At 41.1% G+C, this 25,162-nt stretch carries 22 protein-coding genes; 14 read left to right on the top strand and 8 right to left on the bottom strand.

Annotated features, from left to right (window positions below; translation table 11 throughout):
• The first annotated feature begins 62 nt into the window (after positions 1-62).
• The 11 genes from LV85_RS14455 (at position 63) to LV85_RS14505 (ending at position 8,685) form a co-directional block, all read left to right on the top strand.
• Complete coding sequence (locus LV85_RS14455) at positions 63-1,187, top strand: BF3164 family lipoprotein (protein WP_111320649.1); 1,125 nt, start codon at positions 63-65, stop codon at positions 1,185-1,187.
• 118 nt (positions 1,188-1,305) lie between these two features.
• A complete protein-coding gene (locus LV85_RS22490; RefSeq protein WP_111320651.1) occupies positions 1,306-1,581 on the top strand; it encodes a DUF1573 domain-containing protein in 276 nt (91 codons plus the stop codon).
• 141 nt (positions 1,582-1,722) lie between these two features.
• On the top strand, positions 1,723-2,178 hold the full coding sequence (locus tag LV85_RS14465; protein WP_146260480.1) for a hypothetical protein: 456 nt from the start codon (positions 1,723-1,725) through the stop codon (positions 2,176-2,178).
• Positions 2,179-2,262: 84 nt separating this feature from the next.
• Entirely contained in the window at positions 2,263-2,808 is a 546-nt protein-coding gene (gene lptC / locus LV85_RS14470; RefSeq protein ID WP_170125624.1) for an LPS export ABC transporter periplasmic protein LptC, read from the top strand.
• Between the two features lie 76 nt (positions 2,809-2,884).
• Positions 2,885-3,094 (top strand): hypothetical protein, encoded by a 210-nt coding sequence (locus tag LV85_RS14475; protein WP_111320657.1) that lies wholly within the window; start codon positions 2,885-2,887, stop codon positions 3,092-3,094.
• A 2-nt stretch (positions 3,095-3,096) separates the two neighbouring features.
• Positions 3,097-4,380, top strand: coding sequence for a hemolysin family protein (locus LV85_RS14480; RefSeq protein WP_111320659.1), 1,284 nt, complete (start codon positions 3,097-3,099; stop codon positions 4,378-4,380).
• An 83-nt stretch (positions 4,381-4,463) separates the two neighbouring features.
• The gene (locus LV85_RS14485) at positions 4,464-6,575 is read left to right on the top strand and encodes a peptidylprolyl isomerase (protein ID WP_111320661.1); all 2,112 of its coding nucleotides are present in this window, start codon (positions 4,464-4,466) and stop codon (positions 6,573-6,575) included.
• 83 nt (positions 6,576-6,658) lie between these two features.
• Entirely contained in the window at positions 6,659-6,928 is a 270-nt protein-coding gene (locus LV85_RS14490; protein ID WP_111320663.1) for a DUF493 family protein, read from the top strand.
• A 12-nt stretch (positions 6,929-6,940) separates the two neighbouring features.
• Entirely contained in the window at positions 6,941-7,174 is a 234-nt protein-coding gene (locus tag LV85_RS14495; RefSeq protein ID WP_111320665.1) for a 4a-hydroxytetrahydrobiopterin dehydratase, read from the top strand.
• Positions 7,171-7,863: a 16S rRNA (cytidine(1402)-2'-O)-methyltransferase gene (gene rsmI, locus LV85_RS14500; protein ID WP_111320667.1), complete on the top strand. Its 693-nt coding sequence runs from the start codon at positions 7,171-7,173 to the stop codon at positions 7,861-7,863. Before LV85_RS14495 ends, rsmI begins: the two co-directional genes overlap by 4 nt.
• Before the next feature lie 18 nt (positions 7,864-7,881).
• Positions 7,882-8,685, top strand: coding sequence for an inositol monophosphatase family protein (locus LV85_RS14505; RefSeq protein ID WP_111320669.1), 804 nt, complete (start codon positions 7,882-7,884; stop codon positions 8,683-8,685).
• On the opposite strand, the gene LV85_RS14510 is transcribed toward LV85_RS14505, so the two are convergent.
• Together LV85_RS14510 and LV85_RS14520 are read right to left on the bottom strand one after the other, a co-directional pair.
• Positions 8,686-9,594: an AEC family transporter gene (locus LV85_RS14510; protein ID WP_111320671.1), complete on the bottom strand. Its 909-nt coding sequence runs from the start codon at positions 9,592-9,594 to the stop codon at positions 8,686-8,688. It abuts the gene before it with no gap.
• Between the two features lie 327 nt (positions 9,595-9,921).
• Positions 9,922-10,296 carry a UDP-glucuronosyltransferase gene (locus LV85_RS14520; RefSeq protein ID WP_111320675.1) on the bottom strand — a complete coding sequence of 125 codons (375 nt, stop codon included), beginning with the start codon at positions 10,294-10,296 and terminating at the stop codon, positions 9,922-9,924.
• 147 nt (positions 10,297-10,443) lie between these two features.
• Here LV85_RS14520 and LV85_RS14525 point away from each other — a divergent pair, with 147 nt between their 5' ends.
• The 3 genes from LV85_RS14525 to rpiB all read left to right on the top strand — a co-directional run bounded on the left by LV85_RS14525 (position 10,444) and on the right by rpiB (position 13,242).
• Entirely contained in the window at positions 10,444-11,712 is a 1,269-nt protein-coding gene (locus tag LV85_RS14525; protein WP_111320677.1) for a serine hydroxymethyltransferase, read from the top strand.
• Between the two features lie 16 nt (positions 11,713-11,728).
• Positions 11,729-12,586 carry a twin-arginine translocase subunit TatC gene (gene tatC / locus LV85_RS14530; protein ID WP_111320679.1) on the top strand — a complete coding sequence of 286 codons (858 nt, stop codon included), beginning with the start codon at positions 11,729-11,731 and terminating at the stop codon, positions 12,584-12,586.
• Positions 12,587-12,804: 218 nt separating this feature from the next.
• On the top strand, positions 12,805-13,242 hold the full coding sequence (gene rpiB, locus LV85_RS14535) for a ribose 5-phosphate isomerase B (protein WP_111320681.1): 438 nt from the start codon (positions 12,805-12,807) through the stop codon (positions 13,240-13,242).
• Between the two features lie 85 nt (positions 13,243-13,327).
• Here rpiB and LV85_RS14540 read toward each other — a convergent pair whose 3' ends face one another.
• The 6 genes from LV85_RS14540 to LV85_RS14565 form a co-directional block, all read right to left on the bottom strand.
• Entirely contained in the window at positions 13,328-14,236 is a 909-nt protein-coding gene (locus tag LV85_RS14540) for an endonuclease/exonuclease/phosphatase family protein (protein WP_111320682.1), read from the bottom strand.
• A gap of 132 nt (positions 14,237-14,368) precedes the next feature.
• Positions 14,369-18,400, bottom strand: coding sequence for an eCIS core domain-containing protein (locus LV85_RS14545; protein ID WP_111320684.1), 4,032 nt, complete (start codon positions 18,398-18,400; stop codon positions 14,369-14,371).
• Between the two features lies 1 nt (position 18,401).
• Positions 18,402-18,590, bottom strand: coding sequence for a hypothetical protein (locus tag LV85_RS14550; protein WP_111320686.1), 189 nt, complete (start codon positions 18,588-18,590; stop codon positions 18,402-18,404).
• Entirely contained in the window at positions 18,587-19,936 is a 1,350-nt protein-coding gene (locus LV85_RS14555) for an ATP-binding protein (RefSeq protein ID WP_111320688.1), read from the bottom strand. Before LV85_RS14555 ends, LV85_RS14550 begins: the two co-directional genes overlap by 4 nt.
• On the bottom strand, positions 19,930-21,507 hold the full coding sequence (locus LV85_RS14560; protein ID WP_111320690.1) for a contractile injection system tape measure protein: 1,578 nt from the start codon (positions 21,505-21,507) through the stop codon (positions 19,930-19,932). The genes LV85_RS14555 and LV85_RS14560 overlap by 7 nt, the downstream gene beginning before the upstream one ends.
• Complete coding sequence (locus LV85_RS14565; RefSeq protein WP_111320692.1) at positions 21,504-25,151, bottom strand: Ig-like domain-containing protein; 3,648 nt, start codon at positions 25,149-25,151, stop codon at positions 21,504-21,506. The genes LV85_RS14560 and LV85_RS14565 overlap by 4 nt, the downstream gene beginning before the upstream one ends.
• Positions 25,152-25,162: the final 11 nt, after the last annotated feature.

Here is a 25,162-nt window from a genome sequence, read left to right on the forward strand (position 1 = left end):
TTGTCTATTAAAATTATTATTCCTGGCATTTAAAATCTAAAAATGTCGGGCATATCATTTATATGAAAAATTTCATAAAATATACCATACTGTATAGCTTAAATATTATTTTTATTTTTGCTTGCTCACAAAAAGATAACGTTGAATCTACATTAACAACTATTGAAAAAAGTGACTTTCCACAAACAATCAAATTGGAAAACCCAGATAAAATTCTAGATGATGATGCATTTCACCATTTTAAAATTTTTGTAATTGACACAGTATTGCTTACAACTTCTCTGGTTGGTGATTATCATTACAATGCATTCCAAATAAATACTTTAGACTTTTTAGGATCTTTTGGAGTGCGGGGTGAGGCACCTGAAGAATGGACTATGCCAGTAACAATGTCGGGACAATATGAAACTTCAAAGGATGGTCTCAACTTGTGGTTTTATGATTATTTAAAAGGCCACTTTTCCAAAATAAATTTGACTAAAACTCTAAATTCTAATAGTTTAAATCCAATAATAGATGAAACAGTTTCATTGGACACTAAAAAATTCCCTTTTACAAACTTATTCTACGTTTCGGAAGAAAAGATCATTGGAGATTCTTGGATAAGTGAAAGTGATAGAAGACGCATTAAATCTTTTAATCCTAAAACAGAGGAAGTAAAGAAATCCGAGTTATTTCCTACAATGAAAAATACCAATAAATTGCCTGCAGAAGTCTTAAATAGTTTTTATACAAGCTCCTTTAGAAAACATCCGACAAAGCCCCTCTTCGTTCAAGCAATGTTTGTATTCAATAGAATTGATATTTTTAATGAGAATTTACAAGTGGTAAAAACAATAGTAGGTGGTGATAATGGGCTAGATGATTATTATGATGGGGCAGAAGTAGATCTTAAGTCAGATTTCCTATTAGGGAAGATACAAGGGTATGATGGAGTAACAACTACTAGCGATTACATTTTTGCTTTAGAAATGAATGTGAAAACAAAAGATCAAATTAAACCGAAGGACTCTTATGTGCGGGTTTATGATTGGAGTGGAAAACCTTTATGTTTATTACAATTTGAACATCCAATAGTAGGACTAGCGGTAGATGAAAAAAGAGGTATGTTTTATATAACAGATTATGAAAACGAATCAGTATTAAGATATAACATTAAAAACTTAATGGACGAATGGAATAATTAAAGTACTTCTTAATTTTATTGGCAGTAGTGCTTGTTGCAACTGGTGCTACATATTTTGGTAAATCATTATACAACAAGATTTATGTACCTGAAATTAGCTTCGAAAACAATAAGCATGAATTGACACTTTATTTACTCAAAAAGACGCTGAAATTTATTTCAAGTATAAAAATGTCGGGACAAAAGATTTGAAAATACTAAATATTCAGACTACCTGCGGGTGTACAATTCCAGAGTGGAACAGTAAACTATTAGCACCTGACGAAGCTGATAGTTTTAAAGTAAGCTATAATATTGAAAATAAGGGAAATTTCCTTAAAGAAATTATGGTTTACTCCAATAGTAAAACAAGCCCAGATCACTTAATAATTTCAGGTTTTGTGCCCATTGAATAAAGGGTATAATAATGAAGCGCTAGCTAACCAGATCTTTATTATTCTGTACAGTACAAATGCTTTAATACTGATGCATTTCTACAAGCACTAGAGATAAAAGATGCAAAAGAGCCATCTTTCTCTACAAAACAAGTGATTGCAATGCGATACATGCAGGAAGAGAACACTGCCAAAGCTGAAGAAATGCGGAGCCAAGCATTGACTCTTGCTGAGAACAATACACAAAAAGCAGATGCTCAGATGGAGCTTTCTAAGATCTATGCGAAGCAAGGAAAGAAATCAGCTGCTAGAACTGCTGCTAAGGAAGCTGCTAACCTAGATCCTTCTAGAACTTCAGATATCTACTCTATGATTGCAGGTATGTACATGAACTCTTTCAATGATTGTAAAGGTGGACAAAGTGTGATCAAGGATAGAGCTATCTATATTGCAGCATACAATGCCTACCAAAGAGCAGGAGATTCTGCTGGTATGGCTAAAGCAAGAGCTCAATTCCCTTCCAAAGAGGAAGTCTTTACTGAAGGCAAGCAAGTAGGTGAGACACTAAATACAGGCTGCTGGATCGGTGAAACGGTAACTTTGGCAACAAGAGATTAATCATCTTTAAGATAAAAAGAGGCAGTCTTCGGGCTGCCTTTTTTCATTTATAGACGTAAAACAATTTTCAAGTATCTTTGAACTGTGAAGACTAGTTTATTTTCAATCGTATTGATAGGTATCATTGCCTTGTGCAGTTCCTGTAGAGAGGATGTGGATGCCTCAGCGCTGGAAGTGTATGATGGCCCTATGAATATGGCTATCAATATCCATCTGGTCCAATCAGACTCCGCTATCGTGCGATCTGATATTCGTGCTCCCAAGCAACTTGAGTTTGCCAATGGAAACATTGAGTTTCCTGAGGGAATAGAAATTCAATTTTTCGAAAAAGATGGCACATTGAGCACCACCTTGAGAGCAGATAGAGGTTATTTGCTGAAGCAAGAAAACACCTACAAAGGCGAGGGAAACGTACAAGTTCGCAATCTCATTAAGGATCAAAAGCTACAATCAGAGGAGCTTTTCTGGGAACCGAATAAGAAAAGAATTTACACAGAGAAATTTGTTACGGTACAAGATGGAGAGACACTTTTCAATGGCACTGGCCTAGAAGCAGATGAAACATTCACAAACTATTCGCTCAAAAACCCGCGAGATAGCCGTATTTTGGTGCCTGGAGAAGGTAATTGATGATGTCTGTAGAAATAAATCTCCCAGGAATTGAACTAGAACCTTGTTCCTGCTATTCCCCCCCATATTATTTAGAATGAAATTAGTAGACGCATTATTATTATCACTTTCTCTTGCACTGATGATTGTAGGCATTCATCAGACAGTCACCCAAGGAGTGGAAGCTTCCTATGCGATTTTTATGTTTGCTGTAGCCTTGTTATTTTGGTTTCAGTATCGCAGAATGCAAAAACCCGAAGAACCACCGACACCTAAGAAAAAGACTAAATCCCGCAAAAAGCGTTAAGCATGGAAATAAGTTATGATTTGATTTATGTGCTCATCACGCTGGTGTTATCTGCCTTTTTTTCGGGGATGGAGATTGCATTTATATCTGCAAATAAGCTTCAGATAGAGCTTCAAAATAAACAAGGAGATTTGACAGGCAGGATACTCTCTGTATTTGTACAACGCCCTGGTCAATTCATCGGTACCACACTTTTAGGCAATACCATCTCGCTGGTGCTTTATGGCATTTTCATGGCTTACCTTATGGAAGGGCCGCTGAAACTGTGGCTGCCAGATGGCTTCAATAATGATGCGATTGTCTTGGTTTTGCAGACCTTGATCTCCACGATTGTTGTTTTGGTCACAGCAGAGTTTTTGCCAAAAAGCCTTTTTATGCTGAACCCCAACAGCATGTTGAATTTCTTTGCACTGCCTTTCTGGATTATTTATGTTCTTTTCTACCCAGTAGTCTGGGCAGTGGTAGGTCTTTCGAGATTTTTCATCACCAAAATCCTCCGCTTAGAATATAGTGAGGACAAGGCGGTATTCACGGTAACAGATCTCAACAGCTTTGTTCAAAACCACATTCACAAGGGGAAGGAAGAAGGTCACGTGGAAATAGACACCAAGATTTTTGACAATGCAGTCGAGTTCAAAACTGTGCGGGTACGTGAATGCATGGTGCCGCGTACAGATATAGTATCAGTGGAAGTGAATGATGCGATTGAAGAATTGAAGCAAGTATTCGAAGAAAGTGGGCATTCTAAAGTGATCGTATATCGGGAATCTATCGATGATGTGATCGGCTATTGCCACCAGTTAGAGCTGTTTAAAAAGCCAAAAACCATTGAAGAAATCCTTACTCCTATCATCATTGCGCCAGAATCTGCCTTGGCAAATGAGTTGCTGATCGAATTTATTCAGGAGCGAAAAAGCCTTGCTTTGGTAGTAGATGAGTTCGGAGGGACCTCTGGGATAGTTTCTATGGAAGATATTATTGAAGAGATTTTTGGAGAAATTGAGGATGAATATGACTCAGATGATTTGATCGAGCAGAAAATTTCCGATCAAGAATTCTTGCTGAGTGCACGCCATGAAATTGACTACCTCAACGATAAATATGGCTGGGAATTGCCGATTGGGGACTTTGAGACCCTATCTGGGCTGATTCTTTCATTGACCGAAAACCTCCCGAAGAAAGGAGAATCGGTTACTTTTGAGTCCTATACCTTCACGGTAATGACCAAACAAGACCATAGAATTGAGACTGTTCGTGTAAAAATCAATACCTCTGGAATTTTCTAGTTAAGCCTTTGATCCAGAATAATTTTGAATTTCCCTAGTAATGCTCTTATTTTGCGACACTCTAAAAAAGCGTAGTAACAATAATGGCGTTAATTAAACAAATTAGACAAAGGACAGGTCTTATGATCGGCGTAATTGCCGGCGGATTAATTTTATTCCTCCTAGGGGGAGATTTACTAAGTCCAAATTCCTCTCTTCTAGGCGCAAGTCAGAACATAGTAGGCGAGATTGCAGGTGAAGATATTACTTATGAAGAGTATATCGCTCGTGTAGAAGAATACAAAGTTGCTAATCAGCAACGTACGGGAAGAGTACCTTCTGAAGCGGAAATGTATTCTATCAGAGAGCAGGCATGGCAGTCTATGATTGTGGAACGTGTATTCAGTGAAGAATATGAGAAATTAGGATTGACGATTTCAGATGCTGAATTAGTTGATATGGTTCAAGGCAAAAACATTGTTCCAGAATTACGTCAGCAATTGGTAAATCCACAGACTGGTCAGTTTGACAAAAGTCAGTTGGTTTCTTTCCTTCAATCTCTTGAGACAGCAGATCCTGCTCAGCAAGCGTATTGGAATCAGCAAGAGCAGCTTTTCGCTGAGTCTAGACTGAGAATCAAATATGACAATATGCTAGCTACTTCTGAGTTTGCTACAGAAGCAGAAGCGAAGGAAGAATACAAAGCAGCAAATACGATCGCAGATGCGTCAATTCTATTTGTTCCTTTCTATGCTGTGCCGGATGCAGACGTAACCGTGTCAGATAGCGAAATGCAAACGTATTTGACCAAGAACAAAAGCAAATTCAAATCTGGTAATGCAGTTAGCTTGGAATATCTAAGCTTTAGCATTCAGCCAAGCGGAATAGATTCAGCAGAAGTTATTTCTCAAATCAAAAGTTTGACTGAAGAATTGAAAACTGTTGAGAATGATTCTCTTTTTGTTTTGAGAAACTCTGACGGACAAGCTCCATATTTGACTATCAGACCAGGTGATGAACTTCCTGCTGATTTGGCAAGTAACGTGGCAGAGATTGAAGCAGGCCAGACTTATGGTCCTTTCATTACAGCTAACTCTACTTATGTATCCTATAAGATCTCTGATCAATACGAGGGTACTCCAAGATTGAGAGCTTCTCATATCCTATTCAGTACTGAAGGCATGGACGACGCGGCTAAGGCTGCAGTAGAAGCTCAGGCTGAAACAGTTCTTGCTCAAGTGAAAGCTGACGGCAACTTCGAGGTAGCTGCTAGACAATACGGTCAAGATGGTACTGCGCAGACTGGTGGAGATCTAGGTTGGTTTGCTAAAGCTGATTTTGTGACTGAATTTGCAGATGCTGCTTACGCTGCAAAAGCTCCAGGTATCTTACCTAGCTTAGTAGAAACTGAATATGGTTACCATATCATTAAAGTAACTGAAATGCCTAAGAGCACTTACACTAAAGTTGCTTCTTTGGAATTGGAATTGGTAGCAAGTGATGCCACTAGAAATGAAGCATTCAGAAATGCAGATTCATTCGCAGCAAATGCTGGTAACAGAAATGAGTTTACCGAAAATGCTACAACTGACAATTATAGAATTCTACAGGCGAACAATGTAGACGCTAGTGCTAGAAACATCAACAATCTTCAAAATGCGAGAGAAGTGATTCGCTGGGCATTCGCAGATGGAACTTCCACTGGTGAGGTTTCCGATGTTTTTGAATTAGACAATGCCTATGTCATAGCTACACTAGTAAGCAGAAGAGACGAGGGTGAAGTGAAATTGGCAGATGTAAAAGAGCAAGTAGAAGCTCAGGTTAGAAATGAGAAAAAAGCTGAGGTGATCAAATCAAAGCTTGCTGGAAAGACTTCTTTGGAAGATATGAAGGCTGTATTCCCTGAGGAAGCTTCTATCAACGAAATCCCTGATATGAAATTAAGCGCTAATGTAATTCCAGGTGTTGGTTTTGCTCCACGTGCAATCGGTGCGATTTTCGGAGTGAAGCAAGGCGAACTTACCCAGCCAATACGTGAGGACGTAGGTGTGGTAGTAGGTAAATTGAATGCATTGACTCCAGCGGCTGAAATAGGCGACTATTCAGCCTACCAAGGTCAATTGACTCAAAATGCTTCTCAACGGACAACATACTCAGTCATGATGGCTCTGCAAGATCTGGCAGGCGTCAAGGACTATCGATATAAATTCTTTTAATAGAAGCTAGATTCGGAACCCATGCCATACGGCATGGGTTCTTTGTTTATATTCAATATCTAACTTGTAGATCATTACCTGCTATGGACAAAAAGAAATTCGACAAGGAGAACTTTAAGGAAAAACTGGAAGCGAGTGGAGAATTCCCTCAGCTCTATATGTTTAAGTTTATAGTTCCTAATGGAAAGGAAAAAGAAGTAGCTGCGTTATTTCCAAAAAATGAATTGACTACCAAAGAAAGTTCTGGTGGAAAATACGTGAGTACTACCATCCAAGCAATGATGCAAAATGCGGATCAGATTATAGACCTGTATGAGCAAGCTGCCGAAATAGAAGGATTAATATCACTTTAAACTCATTTACTTATGTGGATCGAAGAGGATAACAAGCTAAAGCAAACATTCAAATTCAAAGATTTTCAGGAAGCTTTTGCATTTATGTGCCGAGTAGCATTTTTGGCTGAAGCTCAGAACCATCATCCCAACTGGAGTAATGTGTATAACACCGTAGAAATCGAATTGACTACGCATGATGCTGGAAATACAGTTACCAAGAAGGATCATGCGCTCGCAAAAGCAATTGACGCCATTTCTGCATGAGTGAAACTTCTGTCAACTTATACCTAGTACCTACTCCCATCGGTAATCTGAAGGATATTACCCTTCGGGCCATTGAGGTATTGAAAACTGCTGATGTGATCCTCGCTGAGGATACGCGCACCAGTGGGCAATTGCTCAAACATCTGGAAATTTCCCGCCCTTTGCAGAGCTACCATATTTTCAATGAGCATAAGACCGTAGAAAAACTGGTAGAGCGGATGAACAGAGGAGAAGTCTTTGCCTTAATCTCTGATGCTGGTACCCCAGCTATTTCCGATCCAGGTTTTCTATTAGTGAGAGAAGTACTAGCAGCTGGACTGGATGTGCAGTGCCTTCCAGGGGCTACAGCCTTTGTCCCAGCCTTGGTCAATAGTGGCCTGCCAAATGATCGATTTGTATTCGAAGGCTTTTTGCCTCACAAAAAAGGTAGAAAGACAAGAATAGAAGGTTTGGTAGAAGAAGTGAGGACCATCATCTTCTACGAATCTCCGCATCGTCTGCTGAAAACGCTAGGACAACTTGCTGAGGCCTTTGGTGCTGACAGGCAAGCTTGCGTATCCCGAGAGCTCACGAAGCTCCACGAGGAGAACGTTAGAGGCAGCCTAGCCGAGTTAATAGAATATTATGAGGCCAATACCCTAAAAGGTGAAATCGTCCTTACTGTGGCTGGTAAGAATCCGAAAGCCTAATTTAACTTCCCTAGTTTTATGATTTCGACTGAAAGACTTAGCCTACTGCTAGAAAAAACGCAAGAAATTGCCAAAGATGCAGGAGCATTTATCCGCAGAGAAAGACAGCACTTTAAGCTGGATCGTGTTGAGCACAAGGGTCTCAATGATCTGGTGTCCTATGTGGATAAAGAAGCGGAAAAACTCATTGTAACTAAACTGTCTCAAATACTACCTGAGGCGGGATTCATCACAGAAGAAGGTACAAATACCACGCAAGCAGAAGAATTCAACTGGGTGATTGATCCATTGGATGGAACGACTAATTTCATTCATGGGGTGCCTATTTTTTCTGTAAGTATAGCTTTGATGGAGCGAGACGAGGTTGTTTTAGGAGTTGTCTATGAAGTCAATCTTCATGAATGCTTCTATGCGATGAAAGGTGGAGGAGCTTTTTGCAATGACACTCGGATCAGGGTGAGTGCGGCCAAGACGCTTTCAGAGTCGCTTATTGCCACTGGATTTCCGTACAGTAATTTCGATATGATAGACAAGTACCTAGCTGCTTTGAAATCGATAATGAGGTCCTCCCATGGTGCTCGCAGATTTGGAAGTGCGGCTGTAGATTTATGTTATGTGGCAGCTGGTCGAGTGGAGGGCTTTTTTGAATCCAATCTTAATTCTTATGATGTGGCAGCCGGTACTTTGATCGTAGAGGAAGCTGGCGGGAAAGTGACTGATTTTTCTGGTGGAAGAGATTTTGTTTTTGGCAGGCAGATTTTGGCTACTAATAAAAGAATCCATGAGGAAACTAGATTAGATCTTGAAAGGCATTTGGCCTAATCAGCCAAGGAAGTAATACCAAAGCATAATAGTCAAAATCGAGATCGGTATGCCGAGTCCTGCTAGCAGAGTAGCTAGCTTGGGCTTGAGATCGTATTGGATCGCTAGGATAGAGCCGGTGATCATTGGAGCCATGCCAGATTCGAGGACGGTCACTTTGAATTCAAGGCTGTTTTCGGGTATGAAATTTCTATAGATCAACCAAACCATCAAGGGAGCAAGCAAGATTCGATAACCCATTCCAAACCAATAATACTTGGAGCTGAGTGATTCGAAGTCTAATGAAAACTTGAGTCCGATGGCAAAGATCGCAACTGGAGCCATTGTTTTTCCTACCAGAGCAACTAGTGGAATGAGAAATTCAGGGGTTTTCCATCCCATAATACTCATGGTGATCGTGAGCAATAAAAATCCGAAAGGTGGAAATCGAAGAATTTTTAGCGGAATAGCACGTAGATTGCCTTCCTTATGTGAATAGATGGAGCCCACCAAAATGGCAAGGGAGGAAACTAGCAAAAAGGAGCCGCCTTGATCTATCAACAGTGCTGTGGGCAATGCCTCCTTCCCGTACAAACCTTCCACTACTGGGAAACCCATGAAAGAAGTGTTGGCTAGTCCTGCGACGATTACGAGGCAGCCAGTGGTCTGATTGTCCCATTTCAATACTTTGCCCAGCAAACCAAAAATCAACCAGGACAAAAGGAAGGTAAACCAAGCCGAAGAAATAGGTAGCAACAAGTCCCAGCCAGGATTTATTTGTGGAATATATAGTAAGGCCAGAGCCGGAAGAACAATATTGAGTAAATAGGCATTGACCCACTTGGTGATTTTTTCTAGCGGCAGATTGGATTGTTTCTGTAGAAAAAGACCCAGCAAAAGGCATAAAAATGCAATAAGAGCTCCTGTCATGCTGCTTTTTTGTAAAACGTACTTTTTATTAACATAAAAATAACTTCAGATTCTTGTACAATGCTGATAATCAGCATACTTTTGAGGAAATAATCCTATGTCTATGACTAAACTTATACCAATTTTTATCAACGGGAGAAAATGGATTCAGCTTTCACAGCTCTCAAAAGAGCAATCCTCAAATTTGAAATCCTGGCTCCCGGTAAGCTGTTTGAAGAAAATCATGTTTCAAGGAAATGAATTTTCCGATTGTTTAGATTTCGAAACTTACGAGTATTGGTTTAGAACAAATCAAGTTTCAGCTCAAAAGCAGGCCTTGCTAGATTTTTAATCCAAACCGAAATTTTTTCTTTTTTCCTCAAAATACTTTCCCAACTCAGGGTAGAAGTCACTTTCGACTTCCGGAATTCCATCCAAGTTTAATTCCATATTTCCTTCCATCGCATCTGTGTTGACCTGCATTCCCTCTACTAGATAGACCATATCTTCCATAGATAAGGCTTCAAAGCTCGAAGAGGGGTAAAGCATGTAGTCATTTCCGTAGAAATCAACTGCTTCAAACTGGATCTTTCGCTCCAGCCAATGCGCATATATGCTAATTTGCTCTCCCCATTGACTCTCTGGGTAGTGCATTTTCACTAATAAAACGGAGGTAGTCTCCTCCGTAAAATAGCTTTCAGGCTGAAATTTAAAATCAATCATCAGTCAAAAATAGCAATTCCATAGAATAGAAAATCCCAATCCTATTTTTGGATTGGATAATCGGGAGTTTCAGACTATTTTTGGGCACATTTACGGGTAGGCCTTTTGGCTACCGTTCCATAAAAATTGGCTTTCAAACCCCTGATTATGAAAAGAGATTCGCTTGTATTCGACCTGATCAATGAAGAAGAGGACAGACAAAAGAGAGGCATCGAACTGATTGCTTCCGAAAACTTCACCAGTAAGCAAGTAATGGAAGCCGCAGGAAGCGTGCTGACAAATAAATATGCAGAAGGTCTTCCAGGCAAGCGCTATTATGGTGGTTGTGAAGTAGTGGATAAGATCGAGCAACTAGCAATTGACCGTGCAAAGGAGCTTTTCGGAGCTACCTGGGCCAATGTGCAGCCTCACTCAGGAGCACAGGCAAATGCCGCAGTGATGTTGGCTTGTCTGAAAGCTGGTGATGCTATTTTAGGTTTTGACCTTTCTCATGGCGGTCACTTGACGCATGGTTCTCCTGTGAATTTCTCAGGAAAATTGTACGACCCACATTTTTACGGAGTAGAGGAATCAACTGGAAGAATCGACTACGATAAATTGGAAGAAAAAGCACTAGAGGTTTCTCCTAAAATGATCATTTGTGGTGCTTCTGCTTATTCTAGAGATTGGGATTACGCTAGATTGAGAGAAATCGCCGACGAAGTTGGAGCGATTCTTTTGGCAGATATTTCTCATCCATCCGGATTGATCGCTAAAGGACTTTTGAATGATCCGCTTGATCACTGTCATATCGTGACTACTACCACGCATAAGACCCTGAGAGGTCCAAGAGGTGGTTTGATCATGATGAGAGAAGATTTTGACAATCCTTGGGGTCTAACTACTCCAAAGGGAGAGATCAAAAAGATGTCTGCCTTGCTAGATATGGGTGTATTCCCAGGTACTCAGGGTGGTCCATTGGAGCATGTGATTGCTGCCAAAGCTGTTGCTTTCCAGGAATGTCTTTCTGACGAATACATGCATTATGTGCTTCAAGTGAAAAAGAATGCATCCGTAATGGCTGAAAAGTTCGTAAGTCTTGGATATCAAATCATCTCAGGAGGAACTGACAATCACATGATGCTTATTGATCTTAGAAATAAGGAGCTTACCGGTAAAATAGCGGAAGGGACACTTGGCAAAGTGGATATTACCATCAATAAAAACATGGTTCCTTTTGATACCAAATCTCCGTTTGTTACTTCTGGAATGAGAATAGGGACAGCCGCTGTCACTACTCGTGGTTTGAAAGAAGATGACATGGTGAAAATTGTCACTTTGATAGACAGAGCTTTGACAAACCATGAGAATGAAGCCGAATTGGCGAGCATCCGTAGCGAAGTCAATGCTTGGATGAATGAGTTTCCATTATACTAGATTATAGACACTACCCGTGGCATTAGATCAATACCAAGAAGAAGAGGAAGAAGAAGGAGGAATGTCCTTTTTGGACCATTTAGAGTCATTACGCTGGCACCTGCTGCGTTCAGTTGCAGCTATTCTGATTTTATCCGTTGCGGCCTTTTTAGCCAAAAGCTTCGTATTTGGAGTCGTAATCTTAGGACCATCCAAGGTGGACTTTGTGACTTACAGGTGGCTCTGTGAGATTAGCGACTATGTGGGTATGCCGGCACTTTGTATAGATGAATTACCATTCACTATCCAAAGTAGGCAAATGACAGGTCAGTTTACCATGCACATGACCTCGAGTTTTGTGGTTGGATTTATTGCTGCCTTTCCTTTTGTATTCTGGGAAGTATGGCGTTTTATTAGCCCGGGGCTTTATGATCAGGAGAAAAACGCTGCAAGAGGCGCCGTTTTCTTTGTAAGTATGTTGTTCTTCATGGGAGCTGCATTTGGATATTATATTCTATCTCCACTTTCGATCAATTTCCTCTCAAACTATCAGTTGGATCCGTCGATTCTCAATGAATTTGACATTACTTCCTATATTTCTACGCTGACCATGTTGGTACTTGCTTCGGCGATTATGTTCCAGCTGCCCGTAGTGGTTTACTTCTTGGCAATGTCAGGCTTGGTCACTTCAGGTATGCTTAGATCATACAGAAGGCATGCGATCGTAGTGATTTTGGTGTTGTCAGCGATTATTACGCCTCCAGATGTGATCTCTCAGATTTTGATCTCAATGCCAATTTTGGTTTTGTATGAAGCCGGAATTCAGATAGCAAAGAGACTTGAAAAGAAACGAGCTAAGAGAAAAGCTGAGGAAGATATAGATGATGCGCTTTAATTATAGACATAAGTATTAAATACCTAGACCAAAGTATTAAGAGTCAAGATTTTAGAATCAAGATATCCTTCGACTTCGCTCTGGATGACGATCATGTCAGGCTGAGCGGAGTCGAAGCCTTAGGGATAAAAGAGTTAATAGAATACAACATAAAATTTAAAGACAAGATAGAAGGCATTACTAATGTCTTCTAGCTTCGGTCTTTTAAAGAAAAAATTATGGCAAAGAAAATAGCAATAGGAGGAGATCACGCAGGCTTTGAGTACAAGGCCAAATTGGTCACCAAACTCGAGTCGCAAGGCTATGAGGTAAAGGATTTTGGTCCTTTCTCAGATGCTTCGGTAGATTATCCTGATTACGTTCATCCCTTGAGTTCAGCTATTGAAAATGGTGAATATGACTTGGGAATTGTGATTTGTGGCTCTGGAAATGGCGTTGCCATCACTGCTAATAAGCACCAGGGAATCCGAGCGGCACTTTGCTGGAACGATGAACTGGCAGCACTTTCCCGTCAGCACAACAATGCAAATGTATTGGCACTTCCTGCACGATTTATCTCTTACGAACTAGCTGAAAAGCTGGCAGAGACTTTCCTTACTACTGAGTTCGAAGGTGGTAGACACCAGAATCGTGTGAGTAAGATAGCGTGTAGTTAAAAAATGTCAGATGCCGGATGTCCGGTGTTAGATGTAAAGGCCCAAACTTGAGAATTCAGGTTTGGGCTTTTTTGTGCTGGTAATTTTAATCTTTAATCGGAATTTGGAATTCTGCCATCATCGGGAAATGGTCCGAAAGCTTTTCTGTGGCACCCTGATTGAAAATTTTCACTTGTGAACATGTCTGAGCGAGTGCAGGACTGGCCAAAATGTAATCTATTCTTACCCTGTTTTGTAGGATAGTTTCTGGCGTTTGATCATATAGGCCTATGAGCGCAGGACTGGGGAAAGTAAAACTTTCTTCCAGATTTGCTTTACCTAAGCTCAGATCTATGGCAGGGATACCAAGAAACTCTGCCATAGGTGCATAGTCAAATTCCCCCAGCCTAAGATTGGAATATTTCTCATTGGCACTACTCAGCATTTTTGATTTTAATTCCTTTTTGGATTCCAACCAATAGGCATCAAATGGGGACTCAGAATTGAAATCACCTAGAATGATGTAAGAATCACTTTGCAGTTCTTGAATTCGAGACTTGACTTGCTGTGCTTCTCTCAATCGGGTATCACTGTCCGAAGGGGAAAGATGTACGACAAAAAAGTCAATCCCGAAAGTCTTGACATGGAGTAAGCCATGCCAGAAGTTATCCACATTTTTCTCAATCAATTCTATGGGCTCTTTGGACGTCAGTGCAGTTGGGTAGCCTTTTTCTTTTAAGATCTGAACATAGGGATGTCCCCATTTTGCCGCATCTTGACGTAACTTTTCCTCTGTGTATCCGCAAAGTTCCTGTAAAGCCAAGACATCGGGATTCTGTCCCTTCAGCCATTGAATTAGGCTTTCATGTCGCGTTGTATCCTTTCCCCAGTCAAAGCCATTCCAAATATTATAGGTCATGACTTTGAGTGGTTTTACCTTCTCCTCAGCAAATGCAGTAAGGCTATAGCCAAGAATGAAAAGGGTGAGAAATAAAGTTCGGCAAAAGAGACGCATTAATGTGGAGATTTTGGAGTAGTGATGTATTCCCAAGATTGGCAATACATTTCAGTATGAAAAGGATAGTTTGGGAAAAATTAGAATTCCAAACGATATGTGGGATAGAAATTTTTTAAGACACAATCAATGTTACTGAACTATTCTAGTCGTAGGGTTAAGCATTTCAAGCCTCTTTTTAGTTATTCCAATCTGATTTAAATAGTTGGTAATTCTCTGATTGTTATTCACACGCTCGACGATTTTTCCAGCAATTACAGGACCTACTCCATTTAAAACACGAAGTGCTGAAATTGCGGCTGAGTCATTCCCTGCATTTACCACTGTAGAAGTTAAGTTAAAATCTGTTTTTGCTATCCCATCTGTTCTATAGTGCGCTAACTGTCCATAGGATATGTCATTTGGAATTGGAGTCCTTTCATTTCTAATCGTTCCATCCTCTTGTACCAAATCAATAGAGCATTCTAGTCTCGTTGGAACCATCATTTCTGCTTCCAGAATATTTGCAATTTGATTTAGGTCTTCATTGGCATGCAATCCTGTGGGTTGAGTGTCATCATTTGGGTCTCTTATTTGATCCACCCAAGGAGAAATTGTTCTACCGTAGATAGCCCTAACTGAAAAGTTTGACGCTTGCTCCTTGTCATCATTAACGTGAGTTTTCACCAAATTTTCAAAATTTCTTTCATGATCAGCATTTGCATTCTGAAATAATGGAGTAAGATTTTGCCAATCATTTCCAGGTCCCCCCACATGCCAGCTTAAGAGGTGCCCTCTAATATAGAAAGATCTGCTTCCTTGCTTTCTAGCATTTATGATTCTATAGTTTGTAGTAAACATTCCGCTATTTGCTTCAGAGCCATCATCATGCCCATCTGCCAATGCATCAACTCTCGCAAGTGAACCGAATTCTCCATATATCGGCCCGTATATAGCTGGTGTATTATTGCCATCTGAAGGGATTGGTGCATTTTGAGTTAATAGAACTAATTCGTTGAATAAGGTCGAAATTCTATCATTTTTTGCTGACTCCTCATCAGGTCCTACTGCTCTAGCTTGCTCAGTAGATATTTCTTGAGCCTTGGCTCTTAGTGTAGCAATTGATGAATCTGGGAAATTAGGATTTGCTTCAAGTTCAGTTATCCAAACAAGATAATCAACCGGAGTGGATGCAATTTTTAGCGTAGCATTTGCACCTTCTCCTTCAAAATACATCTCATGTCTATGCCCATCTCTGGTGGTAAGTTCACGTCTACTACCCCACCAGTTCATTACCGCATCAACAGCATTCCTTCCTGCTTGCAATATTGCTCCGCCCACACTTATTGCCCGATCGATCAACCAATCAATTGCGGCATTCACACGATCACGTAGCCCGCCTATCATTTCGGCTATTCTAGTTCCTAATCCACGTAAGCCCACCTGATTTGCCAAGAAACCGATTGCTATTGGAATAGCTCTTGCCAGGGCATTTTCTAGGTAGTTGGCGGCATCTGCTATATTTCCTCGGGCAATATTGGCCACCCCAGCAACGAAGGAATTGACGATTTCCAGCATTTCTCGAAGCTTCTCGATAAAGGATTGTATAGCTCGGTAGAAAGCAATAAAACTATTCACCACGGCCATAATGCCTGTCGGGTCGAGTAAGGAAAGTAAACGGGTAGTTACTTGGGTGATGATCTGAGTGACCACCCAACTCTGAACTTGCTCCAGCACCATGGTCCAGAGGTTACTCAATTGGTCCTGCACATATTCCCAGATTGCAATTGGCCCTCGTTCCCATACATCCTTAATGAATGTCCAAATACCTGACAAGGTATCAATCGCTCCACGTATTTGGGCAACTCGTTCGGCTCCCAGCTTCATTTCCAAACGCTCCCAGACATTGTCCATTGTAAGACCTAATACATCTAACACAAAGCCTAAGATGCTTTCGAAGGTCAAATCTGCAGGAGGATTAATCCCTGCTGAGGCAAGTTCCCCGAATAGCCAATCACGTAATCCACCAAGTAGGTGAGTCAGTATATTTTCAAAGAACTGTACAAAGCCCTGTTTGACTGCGCCTAGGAGATTTCGGAGGAAGCCTATAGGATCCCGCTTGATATCTGCAAAAGCACTCTGAGCATTTGCAATGATCTGCTGAACTGTCTCGATAGGGAAATTCATCACCACCAGCAGCACCTCAATCAGAATTTGTACTATGGTCACTACAAAGGCAAAAAGTCTTTGAACTGGGGCTGCAAGTGTCTCTACAATTCGGAGGAAAGCATCAATCGGGTGAAAGACATCTTGGATCGAAAAGCTGTTCCAAAGTCCAAGGAATAGTCCCGTGATATAGCCCCAAGAAAAGTTTAGCGTGGCTACTGCAGCATCAATTCTAGAAACAGTTTGCTCTATGGCTCCAGTTTCTTGCATTTGCTGGAACTGCGCCTCACCGCCTGGCATCAAGCCCATAAAGCCTCTAATGAGATTGACGGTAGTTCTCGGTACAACCTCCTCGGTAAATGGATCCTTGTTGAGTATGACTGTCAGTAGGTGGAAACCTTGCTGTTCTCTAGCATAAGCTGAAAGCTGAGCAAGAAGCGCGGTTTTGATAAATTCCAGTACCTTGATTGCAACATTTGCCGCAAAGGTGAAAACCCGGGTAGTAAAGGGAGTGAAAATGGCAACTGTTCGTTGGAAAGCTCCAATTGGATCCCGAATATCTTCCAGCGAGAACGCGTTCCAAGCAGTTTCAAAAAGTGCTCGAACCTCAGTAAAACTGAAGTTGAGTGCCGCTAATTCTCCATCTATCCAATCGGCTGTGTCTTGAATTGTTCCTTCAGCACGCATTCGCTCTAGCTCATCTTCCTTGCCAATCAAAATCAAGAAATCCTCAATTTTCTCAGCTGTAGTGGAGATCACTTCTTCGCCGGTCAAAGGGTCATGTCCCAGGAGTTTGGTAAGCAGTGGATAACCAGGGAAAGCATCTGCCAATGCTTTAAGTCCAGCCATCAGAGCATCCTTAATCAGCGTAAAGATTTGATCTTTTACGCGACCTGCAAATGTCTCTATGTCCCGATAGAGCTGTCCAAAAGTTTCGTCTAGTATTCTAATATTCCCATCCCAGCCTTCGGTGAGCCCCATTCTATCCCAAGCTTCCTCCAAGGTATCACCTAGTCGACTTGAGGTAAGATTGAGTGATCTCATCTCGTCTTGAACCCAGGTAAAAGCATCGTTGATGATACCTAGTTCCGTTAGCTTATTGAAAAGGAGCATCCCAAAAACAGGGATCAGGCCGAGTAGTCCACCAAGAAGGTTTGGCCCATTTCGTTCGACAGATCTGCCTGCTATTGGATCATATCCGATGATTACTGTCAAAAGTGAATACCCTGGGATGTAGCTGGCAAATCTTGCCAATCCCTCTCGGGCAGCCCAAGGAAGTCGCTGTACTTGTGGTTCAGCTTTGCTGATCGTGGAAATAGGCATCCTTCTCACAGCCGCTCCTTGCTGTACCGTATGCGTCAACTCATGTGCTAAGAGATGTTTTCCATTGGACGTTTCAGGCTGATATTTTCCTTCATTGAAATAAATATCCTTGCCGTGCGTAAATGCTTGAGCTCCTAGGGCATTGCTCATTCCAGCCGCTTGCGAGCCTGTATGAATATTTACTCCACTAAAATCGGCCCCAATTTTTTGGCCCATTTCAGCTAGAACAGGAGCAGGCAGTGACTGGCCAGAACCTTTGCTCTGGCTGATCTGAGTTGAGATTTGGGGAGAAGCTGTTGGAGCACCATCTGCTGAAAGTTGGATTGCTTCCTCCTCCTCTTCTTGTCGCTGAATAGTTTGGGACAAATCTGGACTGAGCTGCACAGTTTCCTCCTCCTCTTCCATGGAACTCAGCTGGAGAATAGAGCTGCTTTCAGGGAAAGGCATCATTTGCAGAGTTTCTTCTTCCTCCTCTGTCTGCATTTGAAAAGCTGATTCTGAGCTGGATGCTGGACTCATAGCCAGTGCTGGTGCAGCATTCGAAGGAGACATCACTACATGATTGGCGACGGAATCCGCTTCCTGCTCATATTTATCCCCGGGCCTTCCGATTTTGAGACTAGGCTGAACCACAAGCCTACTACTACCATTTCTTGATGGCATTGGTAAAGGCTTACGTTCAGCTACTGCGCTCATTTCATTTTTTCTTTTCAGTTTTCATAGGAGAGGCTGCTGCCAACGGAGTCATAGGTTCCTGTTCCTCTTCTACAGGAGTCATTTTCACTTCTTGCTTTTCCTCTTTGGCAGTTTCTTTATCTTCTACCAAGACTACTACAGGCTCATTTTCATTGTCCTGTTCTTGTTGTTTTCTAACTTTCTTCTTCATATCGTCCTTCCCATTTTATGATATTCTCTTCGAATTCCCTCACGAATGTCTGCAAGGTGGATGGTGGCACTTTCCTTATCCAAAGCCATCAGCAGGCTATGTTGGATCACCTGAATGATAGATCCACCCGATAGCTCATAACTCCTCGCCAACTCATGTAGATCAACTCGATCTTCAAGTTTCACATTGGAAGGAAAACCTTTACTCCAAAGCATTTTACGCTGTTCAGGCTGTGGCATAGGGAAAAATACAGAAGCCTGAAATCGTCTCATAAAAGCTTCATCTAAGTTATTTTTGAGGTTGGTTGCCAAAATCACTAAACCGTCATAATCTTCTATTCGCTGTAACAAATAGGACACTTCCTGATTTGCGTAGCGATCATGAGCATCGGATACAGACGTTCTTTTTCCAAAAAGGGCATCAGCTTCATCAAAAAACAGAATCCATCCTTTTCGCTCCGCTCGGTCAAATATCTTTGCTAGGTTCTTTTCCGTCTCCCCAATATATTTTGACACCATACGAGAGAGATCGATTCGATAGACATCTAAACCTAGTTTTTGTCCTAGCAGTGTTGTTGTCAAGGTTTTCCCAGTTCCAGGTGGCCCATAGAATAGCGCCTTGAAGCCTGGCTTAAGCTTTCGATGCATACCCCATTCTTGCAGCAACTTGTCTTTATGCTTGAGCCAGATTTCTATCTCCCGCAGTTCATCAGATGTATGTGGATTAAGCACCAAATCATCCCAGCTCATTTCTGTTTCTAAAAGTTGAGCGGGAAAATCTGCACTGAAATCAGGCTTTCTTACTTTTCCACTTGTTATCTCCTGAAGGGTATCTCGCGAGATATTCAGCATTCCATTGAGATATGGCTCGTCAGAATCTGTTTCGCTGAATTTGAGATAAGCCTCTTTGAAAAGGGTGTTCTCTGAGCTAAGTAGATTAAGGTATTTGAATCGCTTTTCTAGATCACTTCCGGCAAGGATAAAAAGTACGGTTTCTCCGGTGGGAATAAATCCGTTGTGATTTTTGCCTTTTCGTCCTCCAAATTCCGTGAAAATCTGCTGGGTTAATTGATTCTTTCCCATGAACATATCCAGCATCTGTGGCTTGATATGAGGAACTGTAGCCAAAATCAATAGGAATCTCTCTGCTTCATTTAGCCCTAGTTTTTGGACAAGATTGGCATAAGAGCTAGCTTTTTCTAGCATGGGAGGAGCGGGTATTTCCAATACTTCCCGAATGCTATTCCCGGAATTTGAATTCATCGCCGAACGAGCCTTAAGCAAGCTTTGCAGCCAGTCTAATTCCGCTTGAATTACTCTTGCGTTATGTTGGTTTTGATTTACCATTCTACATAGATTAAATCCTCCATCCAGGGAAGTTTGATCATTCCAATTGTCCAAGGTAATCTATCCAGAAGCATGTCAAAAGGTAGTCTTTGGACCTGAAGTTGGTAGCCTTTTTGGACTTTGCGCAAAGAGCCCTCACGTCGGAAAAAGCCCTCCGATAGCATCTTGCCCGAATTGCTCTTTAAAGCCGTCCATTGACTTGCCATGCTTTCTAATAGTAATGCTATCTCCTTTTGCTCAGAAGCTAGGATTTTCGGGGTACAGCCCAAAGCTGATGCTGGAGCTATTCCACAAAGGAGTTTATTCAGTAGTAAATCTGTCTCGTCATAGTCCTGTTCCGATCCTAGCATCTCTTGGAGAATAAATACGGCTTTTATTTGGGCTTGCTCTGATATGAATTTCCCGGCTTTCACTAAGCGGAGATTTTCGAAAAATCTGGGTAGAAATGCTGCTACTAGCACCAGTCCGGCATTGTTGATAACTTCCAACTCGTCCAGAACTGGGGATTTTGATTCTATTGCCCGCTTTTCTTTCCGCTGTAAGTGAATGAGCTCTTTTGATAATGTGGATAACTCTGCAATGGTCGTAGTTCCTTCTTTCATGTTTTCCACAACTTTCTTCCAAAAATTGTTGGTACTACCCACGGTTTTCCCTTTTCTCGGAGGTACAATTCCACTTTTCAGCTGTTGTTGGATGAAGTCCGAACTAGCAATTTTCATGGGCGACTCGGATGCTTGCTCAGAAATTTTTATAATGAAAAAGCTAAGGAAAAACAGGAATTGACTTGTGTCTAAAGCCTTATTCCCATCAGCTGATTTGATGGATTTAAAACCTGCCACAAGGATGGGACTAAGCTCATTGTCTTTTCCAAAAACGCAAAACAGTAAGCTTGTATTCAGCCAAAACCGAATGCTTGATTTTTCCAGGCTTGTTTTTGAAAGAAGTACTTGGAGTAAGTTAGTTACTGGTTGAGTATCCTTAAATGATAGCTGCAAGCTGTCTTTTAATAAATAATCCAACTGTTTTTGAGATAACAATAGGCTTAGTCTTTTTGCTGTCGCCAATGAAATTGGGTTTTCCTTGAGCCAAGATCTTAAGACCGAAACATTCGAAACCGTAAGCCGATTGAAAAGCGATTGTATTGGTTCTTTCTCTTTTGACAAAACCCACCAGGGCATTCTCCCATAGACTAAATAGTAGCTGATTTTCTCCCAATCGCTGTGCTTTGCTGTACTGGTAAGATTGTCCTTAATTCCAATAGGGTTAGTTGTAGCAGGAGAGAGAATGCCTTGTTCCAAATAGATTTTTTTCAACTGATCTTCTAAAACATCCCGGAATCGATCACGCATGAGATCTTCAGGTAAATCTGCTGAAAACCTGCCTAGGTCCAATTCCAATTTGTCTATTCTTAAAGATCTGCCGCTAGGGTCATACTCATCAAAAACTTGCTCCATGATTGGAAGTAAAACTTTTTGATACCTCTCCTGTAGCAGTTTCTGACCTGCTAAGGCAGATTCCTTGCTCTGGAAGCTTGCTTCAAAAAGCTGGGTATGTATCAAATGCGAACTCATCTTTTACCGAGTATTTTTTCAATGAGAATAGCCTTCGTATCCTGTGATCCTACCGATATTGATTTTTCTTCGGAGATTTTCAAGAGTGTATCTTTTTTGAATAGCTCTAAGTCTTTTTTGAGAATGGAAGATTCAGGTGTTGTCGCTTTGAATGTTTCTACCAATAGTGTTTTATCGGCTGTAGGGAGGTAACTGATATTCTTTGAATCTAAATATTTCCTTATTTCCTCCACAGGAAGATTTTCTGCTGTGACAATGATGGCATCCTCTGTTCTAAATCCACAATTACTATTTTGGTAGGACTCAATAGCCGCTGGATATTGCGATTCTCGCATAGAAGAAGGGTTGAGGCCTACCGTTTCCAAAATGATTTTCTGGATTTCTGGATCCTTGACCAAAGTTTCTCTTAGTTCAGAAGAACTGAATCCTTTCGTCTCTCGAAGACTTATAAGTACAGCACTTATTACAGCAGAAAGATTATCTGAAGGGTTTTCTAGTTGTCTTAATTTGGCGATTGCCCGAATGAAATTTTCTGGCCATAGGGTAATAATTCTAATAGAATAGCACTCTGTGGCAGCTTGAACAGCTGGGACCATAGTGACATTTGCCTCAGGTTGACTACAGATTTCTATTTCTTGATTTTCATATCCCTCCAATTCAAATAGCAGTGTTTGTCCTGGAGTTTCGAATTGAATTTCGTAGAATCCTACCCCATTGGTGTGAGTCGTAATATCAGAATCTACTACTGTCACTTTTAACTTGGAAAGGGCTCTTCCTGCTGCATCTCTCACTGTACCACTTACGAATAAGGAGGTACATTCTGGGGTCAGTATAGCGCCACAATTTTTAGCTTGATGATCAAGAATTGCTTGCTCTTGCTGTTCATAAGACAACTGATTTGTTGAGATTCCTAAGCAACTTAACAGTTTCAATCTGGACTCCTGATCCTCCAATTCACCACCTCTAATTTCGTCTGTGGAGAAACCATGGGTTCCCTTGAGACTTTCTAACAATAGTTCTAAAGCCTTTTCATCGGTTTCGTTTGCAACCTCTATTTTTCTTCGCGCCAAAGTATTACGCACACTTTCTATTCCCCAGCAACTGAGTACTTCTATAGAATAGCAGCCTTGAGCGCCTTTTACAAGAATACTGACCTTACCCTGATCGGATTGGTTGGTTTCTTTATCTCGCAAGATGTATTGGAAGCTGTCAACTCCCGTAAAACCAGGAGCTGATGTGTATCTGAAAATATTGGTTTCAGAATCCTTTTCTACCTTCCCATTCTGTGCCGAGGATGAGCCAACAGCCAAGACTTCGTAGGTTCTTCCAGATACTAATGCATCATTTAGAGTGATCTCCAACCTGATCGGCTTTTCCGTATAGGCAACAGCATAATCAGGTCTGGCAAAAGGAGGTAAGGAGAAACTTTGTTCACCACATGCTTCTACGCATGGAGTACAATCGCAGCAATAATATGGCAAACTAAAATCACCTATTATGCGCTCTTGTTTTGGGTCATGCAGCAGAAAAAATGTCCCTGCTCTCAGCACTCCCGCTTCATGGCTAATGCCATTGTGATTTTTTAGGTAGTTGGCAAATTGGTTTGATTGTGAAAGAAGTTGAATTCTATTTTCATAGCTGGTATAAATTCGCTGAAGCTTGGTGAAGAAAAACAAATCTAAAATCCTGTATAGAATTGGCGAAAGTCTCATCAGAATTCCGTTGTAGAAATCCAGTTCTTTTTCCTTTTCAGGATCTGCTTTTACTTCTTGTAAAAGTCCTGATTCTAGAAGTGCAAAATCAATTAAATACTGTAGTAACCTCTTGTAGGTATTTTGAAAAATAGTCCAGTTCAGATCTTTAATACATTCGGGTAAGGCATTTGCCATTTCCAAAAGCAATTTTAAAACCTCCGAAGCCTTAATGTAAAACTCATTTGAAGTGAAATCCTCCTCTTCAGTTTCCTGCGCATATTTGGTTACATAGTCAAAAAGCTGATTCAACTCCATGATCATTCCAAGCATGAAATAGCGCTGGAACGCATATTCCTCCTGAAGATCATTCCAACCGCATTCATCAATAGCCTCAGAACCATCCACTTCCCCGAGATGGAGCACATCCACATGAATGGGAAGGTTAAACTGCAGAATTAACTTCCTGAGATTGCTCAAGGCGTTGGCCAGAGGCATATCCAAATGCCCTTCTATCCTGAAAAATGGATAGTCTTCTAGATCATAGAATAAGGGTGTTTCTAATATGCTTTTAGCCTCGGGAGAAGGTTCATCTGGCTGATTATCATATCCTTGTACTCCTTTGTGAGTAGCGCTGTTCAGTTGTAAATTTCCAGGGTCAGTCCAGCTTTCTTCCAGTGAAAACCAACTTGAAATGGCACTTTTTGATTTGATGTCGTAATAATAGGGCAGCGCTCTATTGCCAAGAAGTCCTTGTTTTTCTATTGATGGCGTGATTTTAATCGGGAATTTTTCTGATTCAGGTTCCGCCAAAATCCCTATTTCCAGCTTCTCGATTTGCAAAATCATTCTTCTGTGTCGTTGGATACAGGTTTCCGCCAAGAGTTTTTGTTGGTTGAAGATCGGAGGCTGAATAAAGCCATGACGGTATTTTAAAAACTGAGCTTGGGTTTCTGAATCGCTTTTTGCCCTCCCCAGCATCAGATGAAGTGGGAAAAGAGAACTATCAGCTGGGCAAGTGTACCATAACTCCAGGGCTGATGCTCTGAACTCCATATATGCTTTCACGAGTTCTTTGGCGAAATCCCATAGGTATTGGACGCCTTGAATTTCCGCAGGATCAGCTTCTAGCAATGATTTTATTTCTGATATTTTGGAGCTGATAGCTGCGTTTGCAATAGGATTTTCGAAACCATAGCTTTTGCTTAGAATAGGTTCGAATAGGTCATAGGAATTCTCTAGTTCTTTGAAAAACTCATCATTCAGAGTCTCTGCTGTCGTTTTTTGATAGTGTGCTACAAATGCACTGAATTCATTTGATTCAGGATTGTGTGGGTAGAAAAGAGGTTTTTTCACAAAGAACTCCTTCAGCTCTATTTCAGCAGGAAATGGAGTTCGGACGTTGGAAGATTTAGTGAGAATTTTATCCAAATCAGTTTCATTGACTACCAATCTTCGGATAGTCAACAGTCGATCTTGGCCACGATCGTCACAGGCATTTCCTAGGCAAGATTTGAGATCTTTATCAAAAATCTCCAAGAATATCAGGACATACTTATTGTTTAAAAAGTTAGCTGGACTGTTGAGTTTTTTGACCCCAGTACTTTCTGAAGGGATCTCAGTCAGTAGTTCAAATAATGAAACTTCATGATCCACATCTTTGAATGGCTTGTAGTCTACACCTTCTGGCAAAGCGTATGGCCGATAATGCGTGGCATCAAAATTACCCGACTGGATCAAAAAACCCTCGGAAGTGATACCTAGTCCTTTGGTGATTCTAAGCCCTTGAGGGAATGGCTGAATCTGCATGCCACAGACGATTCCAATGCCAATGAGCTTTGATCGAGTGAGCCTGCCTTGCTGATCTAAGTAGGCGGAGAGCTGGTTGAGCTGAGTACTGGTAAGTACCTGGCTACCTTCAAAAATCGGATAAGTTGAAATGATCTGGCTCATAATCGTTGTGG

Origin of the sequence: Algoriphagus chordae, from assembly GCF_003254055.1 — a bacterium.
GTDB classification, from domain to species: domain Bacteria; phylum Bacteroidota; class Bacteroidia; order Cytophagales; family Cyclobacteriaceae; genus Algoriphagus; species Algoriphagus chordae.

Coding starts and splice junctions, on each gene's coding strand:
- LV85_RS14485 (WP_111320661.1), top strand. CDS start 4,464: ATGGCGTTAATTAAACAAATTAGACAAAGGACAGGTCTTATGATCGGC.
- LV85_RS14455 (WP_111320649.1), top strand. CDS start 63: ATGAAAAATTTCATAAAATATACCATACTGTATAGCTTAAATATTATT.
- LV85_RS14560 (WP_111320690.1), bottom strand. CDS start 21,507: ATGAGTTCGCATTTGATACATACCCAGCTTTTTGAAGCAAGCTTCCAG.
- rsmI (WP_111320667.1), top strand. CDS start 7,171: ATGAGTGAAACTTCTGTCAACTTATACCTAGTACCTACTCCCATCGGT.
- LV85_RS14565 (WP_111320692.1), bottom strand. CDS start 25,151: ATGAGCCAGATCATTTCAACTTATCCGATTTTTGAAGGTAGCCAGGTA.
- LV85_RS14540 (WP_111320682.1), bottom strand. CDS start 14,236: ATGCGTCTCTTTTGCCGAACTTTATTTCTCACCCTTTTCATTCTTGGC.
- LV85_RS14550 (WP_111320686.1), bottom strand. CDS start 18,590: ATGAAGAAGAAAGTTAGAAAACAACAAGAACAGGACAATGAAAATGAG.
- LV85_RS14480 (WP_111320659.1), top strand. CDS start 3,097: ATGGAAATAAGTTATGATTTGATTTATGTGCTCATCACGCTGGTGTTA.
- LV85_RS14505 (WP_111320669.1), top strand. CDS start 7,882: ATGATTTCGACTGAAAGACTTAGCCTACTGCTAGAAAAAACGCAAGAA.
- LV85_RS14490 (WP_111320663.1), top strand. CDS start 6,659: ATGGACAAAAAGAAATTCGACAAGGAGAACTTTAAGGAAAAACTGGAA.
- LV85_RS14475 (WP_111320657.1), top strand. CDS start 2,885: ATGAAATTAGTAGACGCATTATTATTATCACTTTCTCTTGCACTGATG.
- LV85_RS14510 (WP_111320671.1), bottom strand. CDS start 9,594: ATGACAGGAGCTCTTATTGCATTTTTATGCCTTTTGCTGGGTCTTTTT.
- LV85_RS14555 (WP_111320688.1), bottom strand. CDS start 19,936: ATGGTAAATCAAAACCAACATAACGCAAGAGTAATTCAAGCGGAATTA.
- LV85_RS14465 (WP_146260480.1), top strand. CDS start 1,723: ATGCGATACATGCAGGAAGAGAACACTGCCAAAGCTGAAGAAATGCGG.
- LV85_RS14520 (WP_111320675.1), bottom strand. CDS start 10,296: ATGATTGATTTTAAATTTCAGCCTGAAAGCTATTTTACGGAGGAGACT.
- LV85_RS14545 (WP_111320684.1), bottom strand. CDS start 18,400: ATGAGCGCAGTAGCTGAACGTAAGCCTTTACCAATGCCATCAAGAAAT.
- rpiB (WP_111320681.1), top strand. CDS start 12,805: ATGGCAAAGAAAATAGCAATAGGAGGAGATCACGCAGGCTTTGAGTAC.
- LV85_RS14525 (WP_111320677.1), top strand. CDS start 10,444: ATGAAAAGAGATTCGCTTGTATTCGACCTGATCAATGAAGAAGAGGAC.
- LV85_RS14495 (WP_111320665.1), top strand. CDS start 6,941: ATGTGGATCGAAGAGGATAACAAGCTAAAGCAAACATTCAAATTCAAA.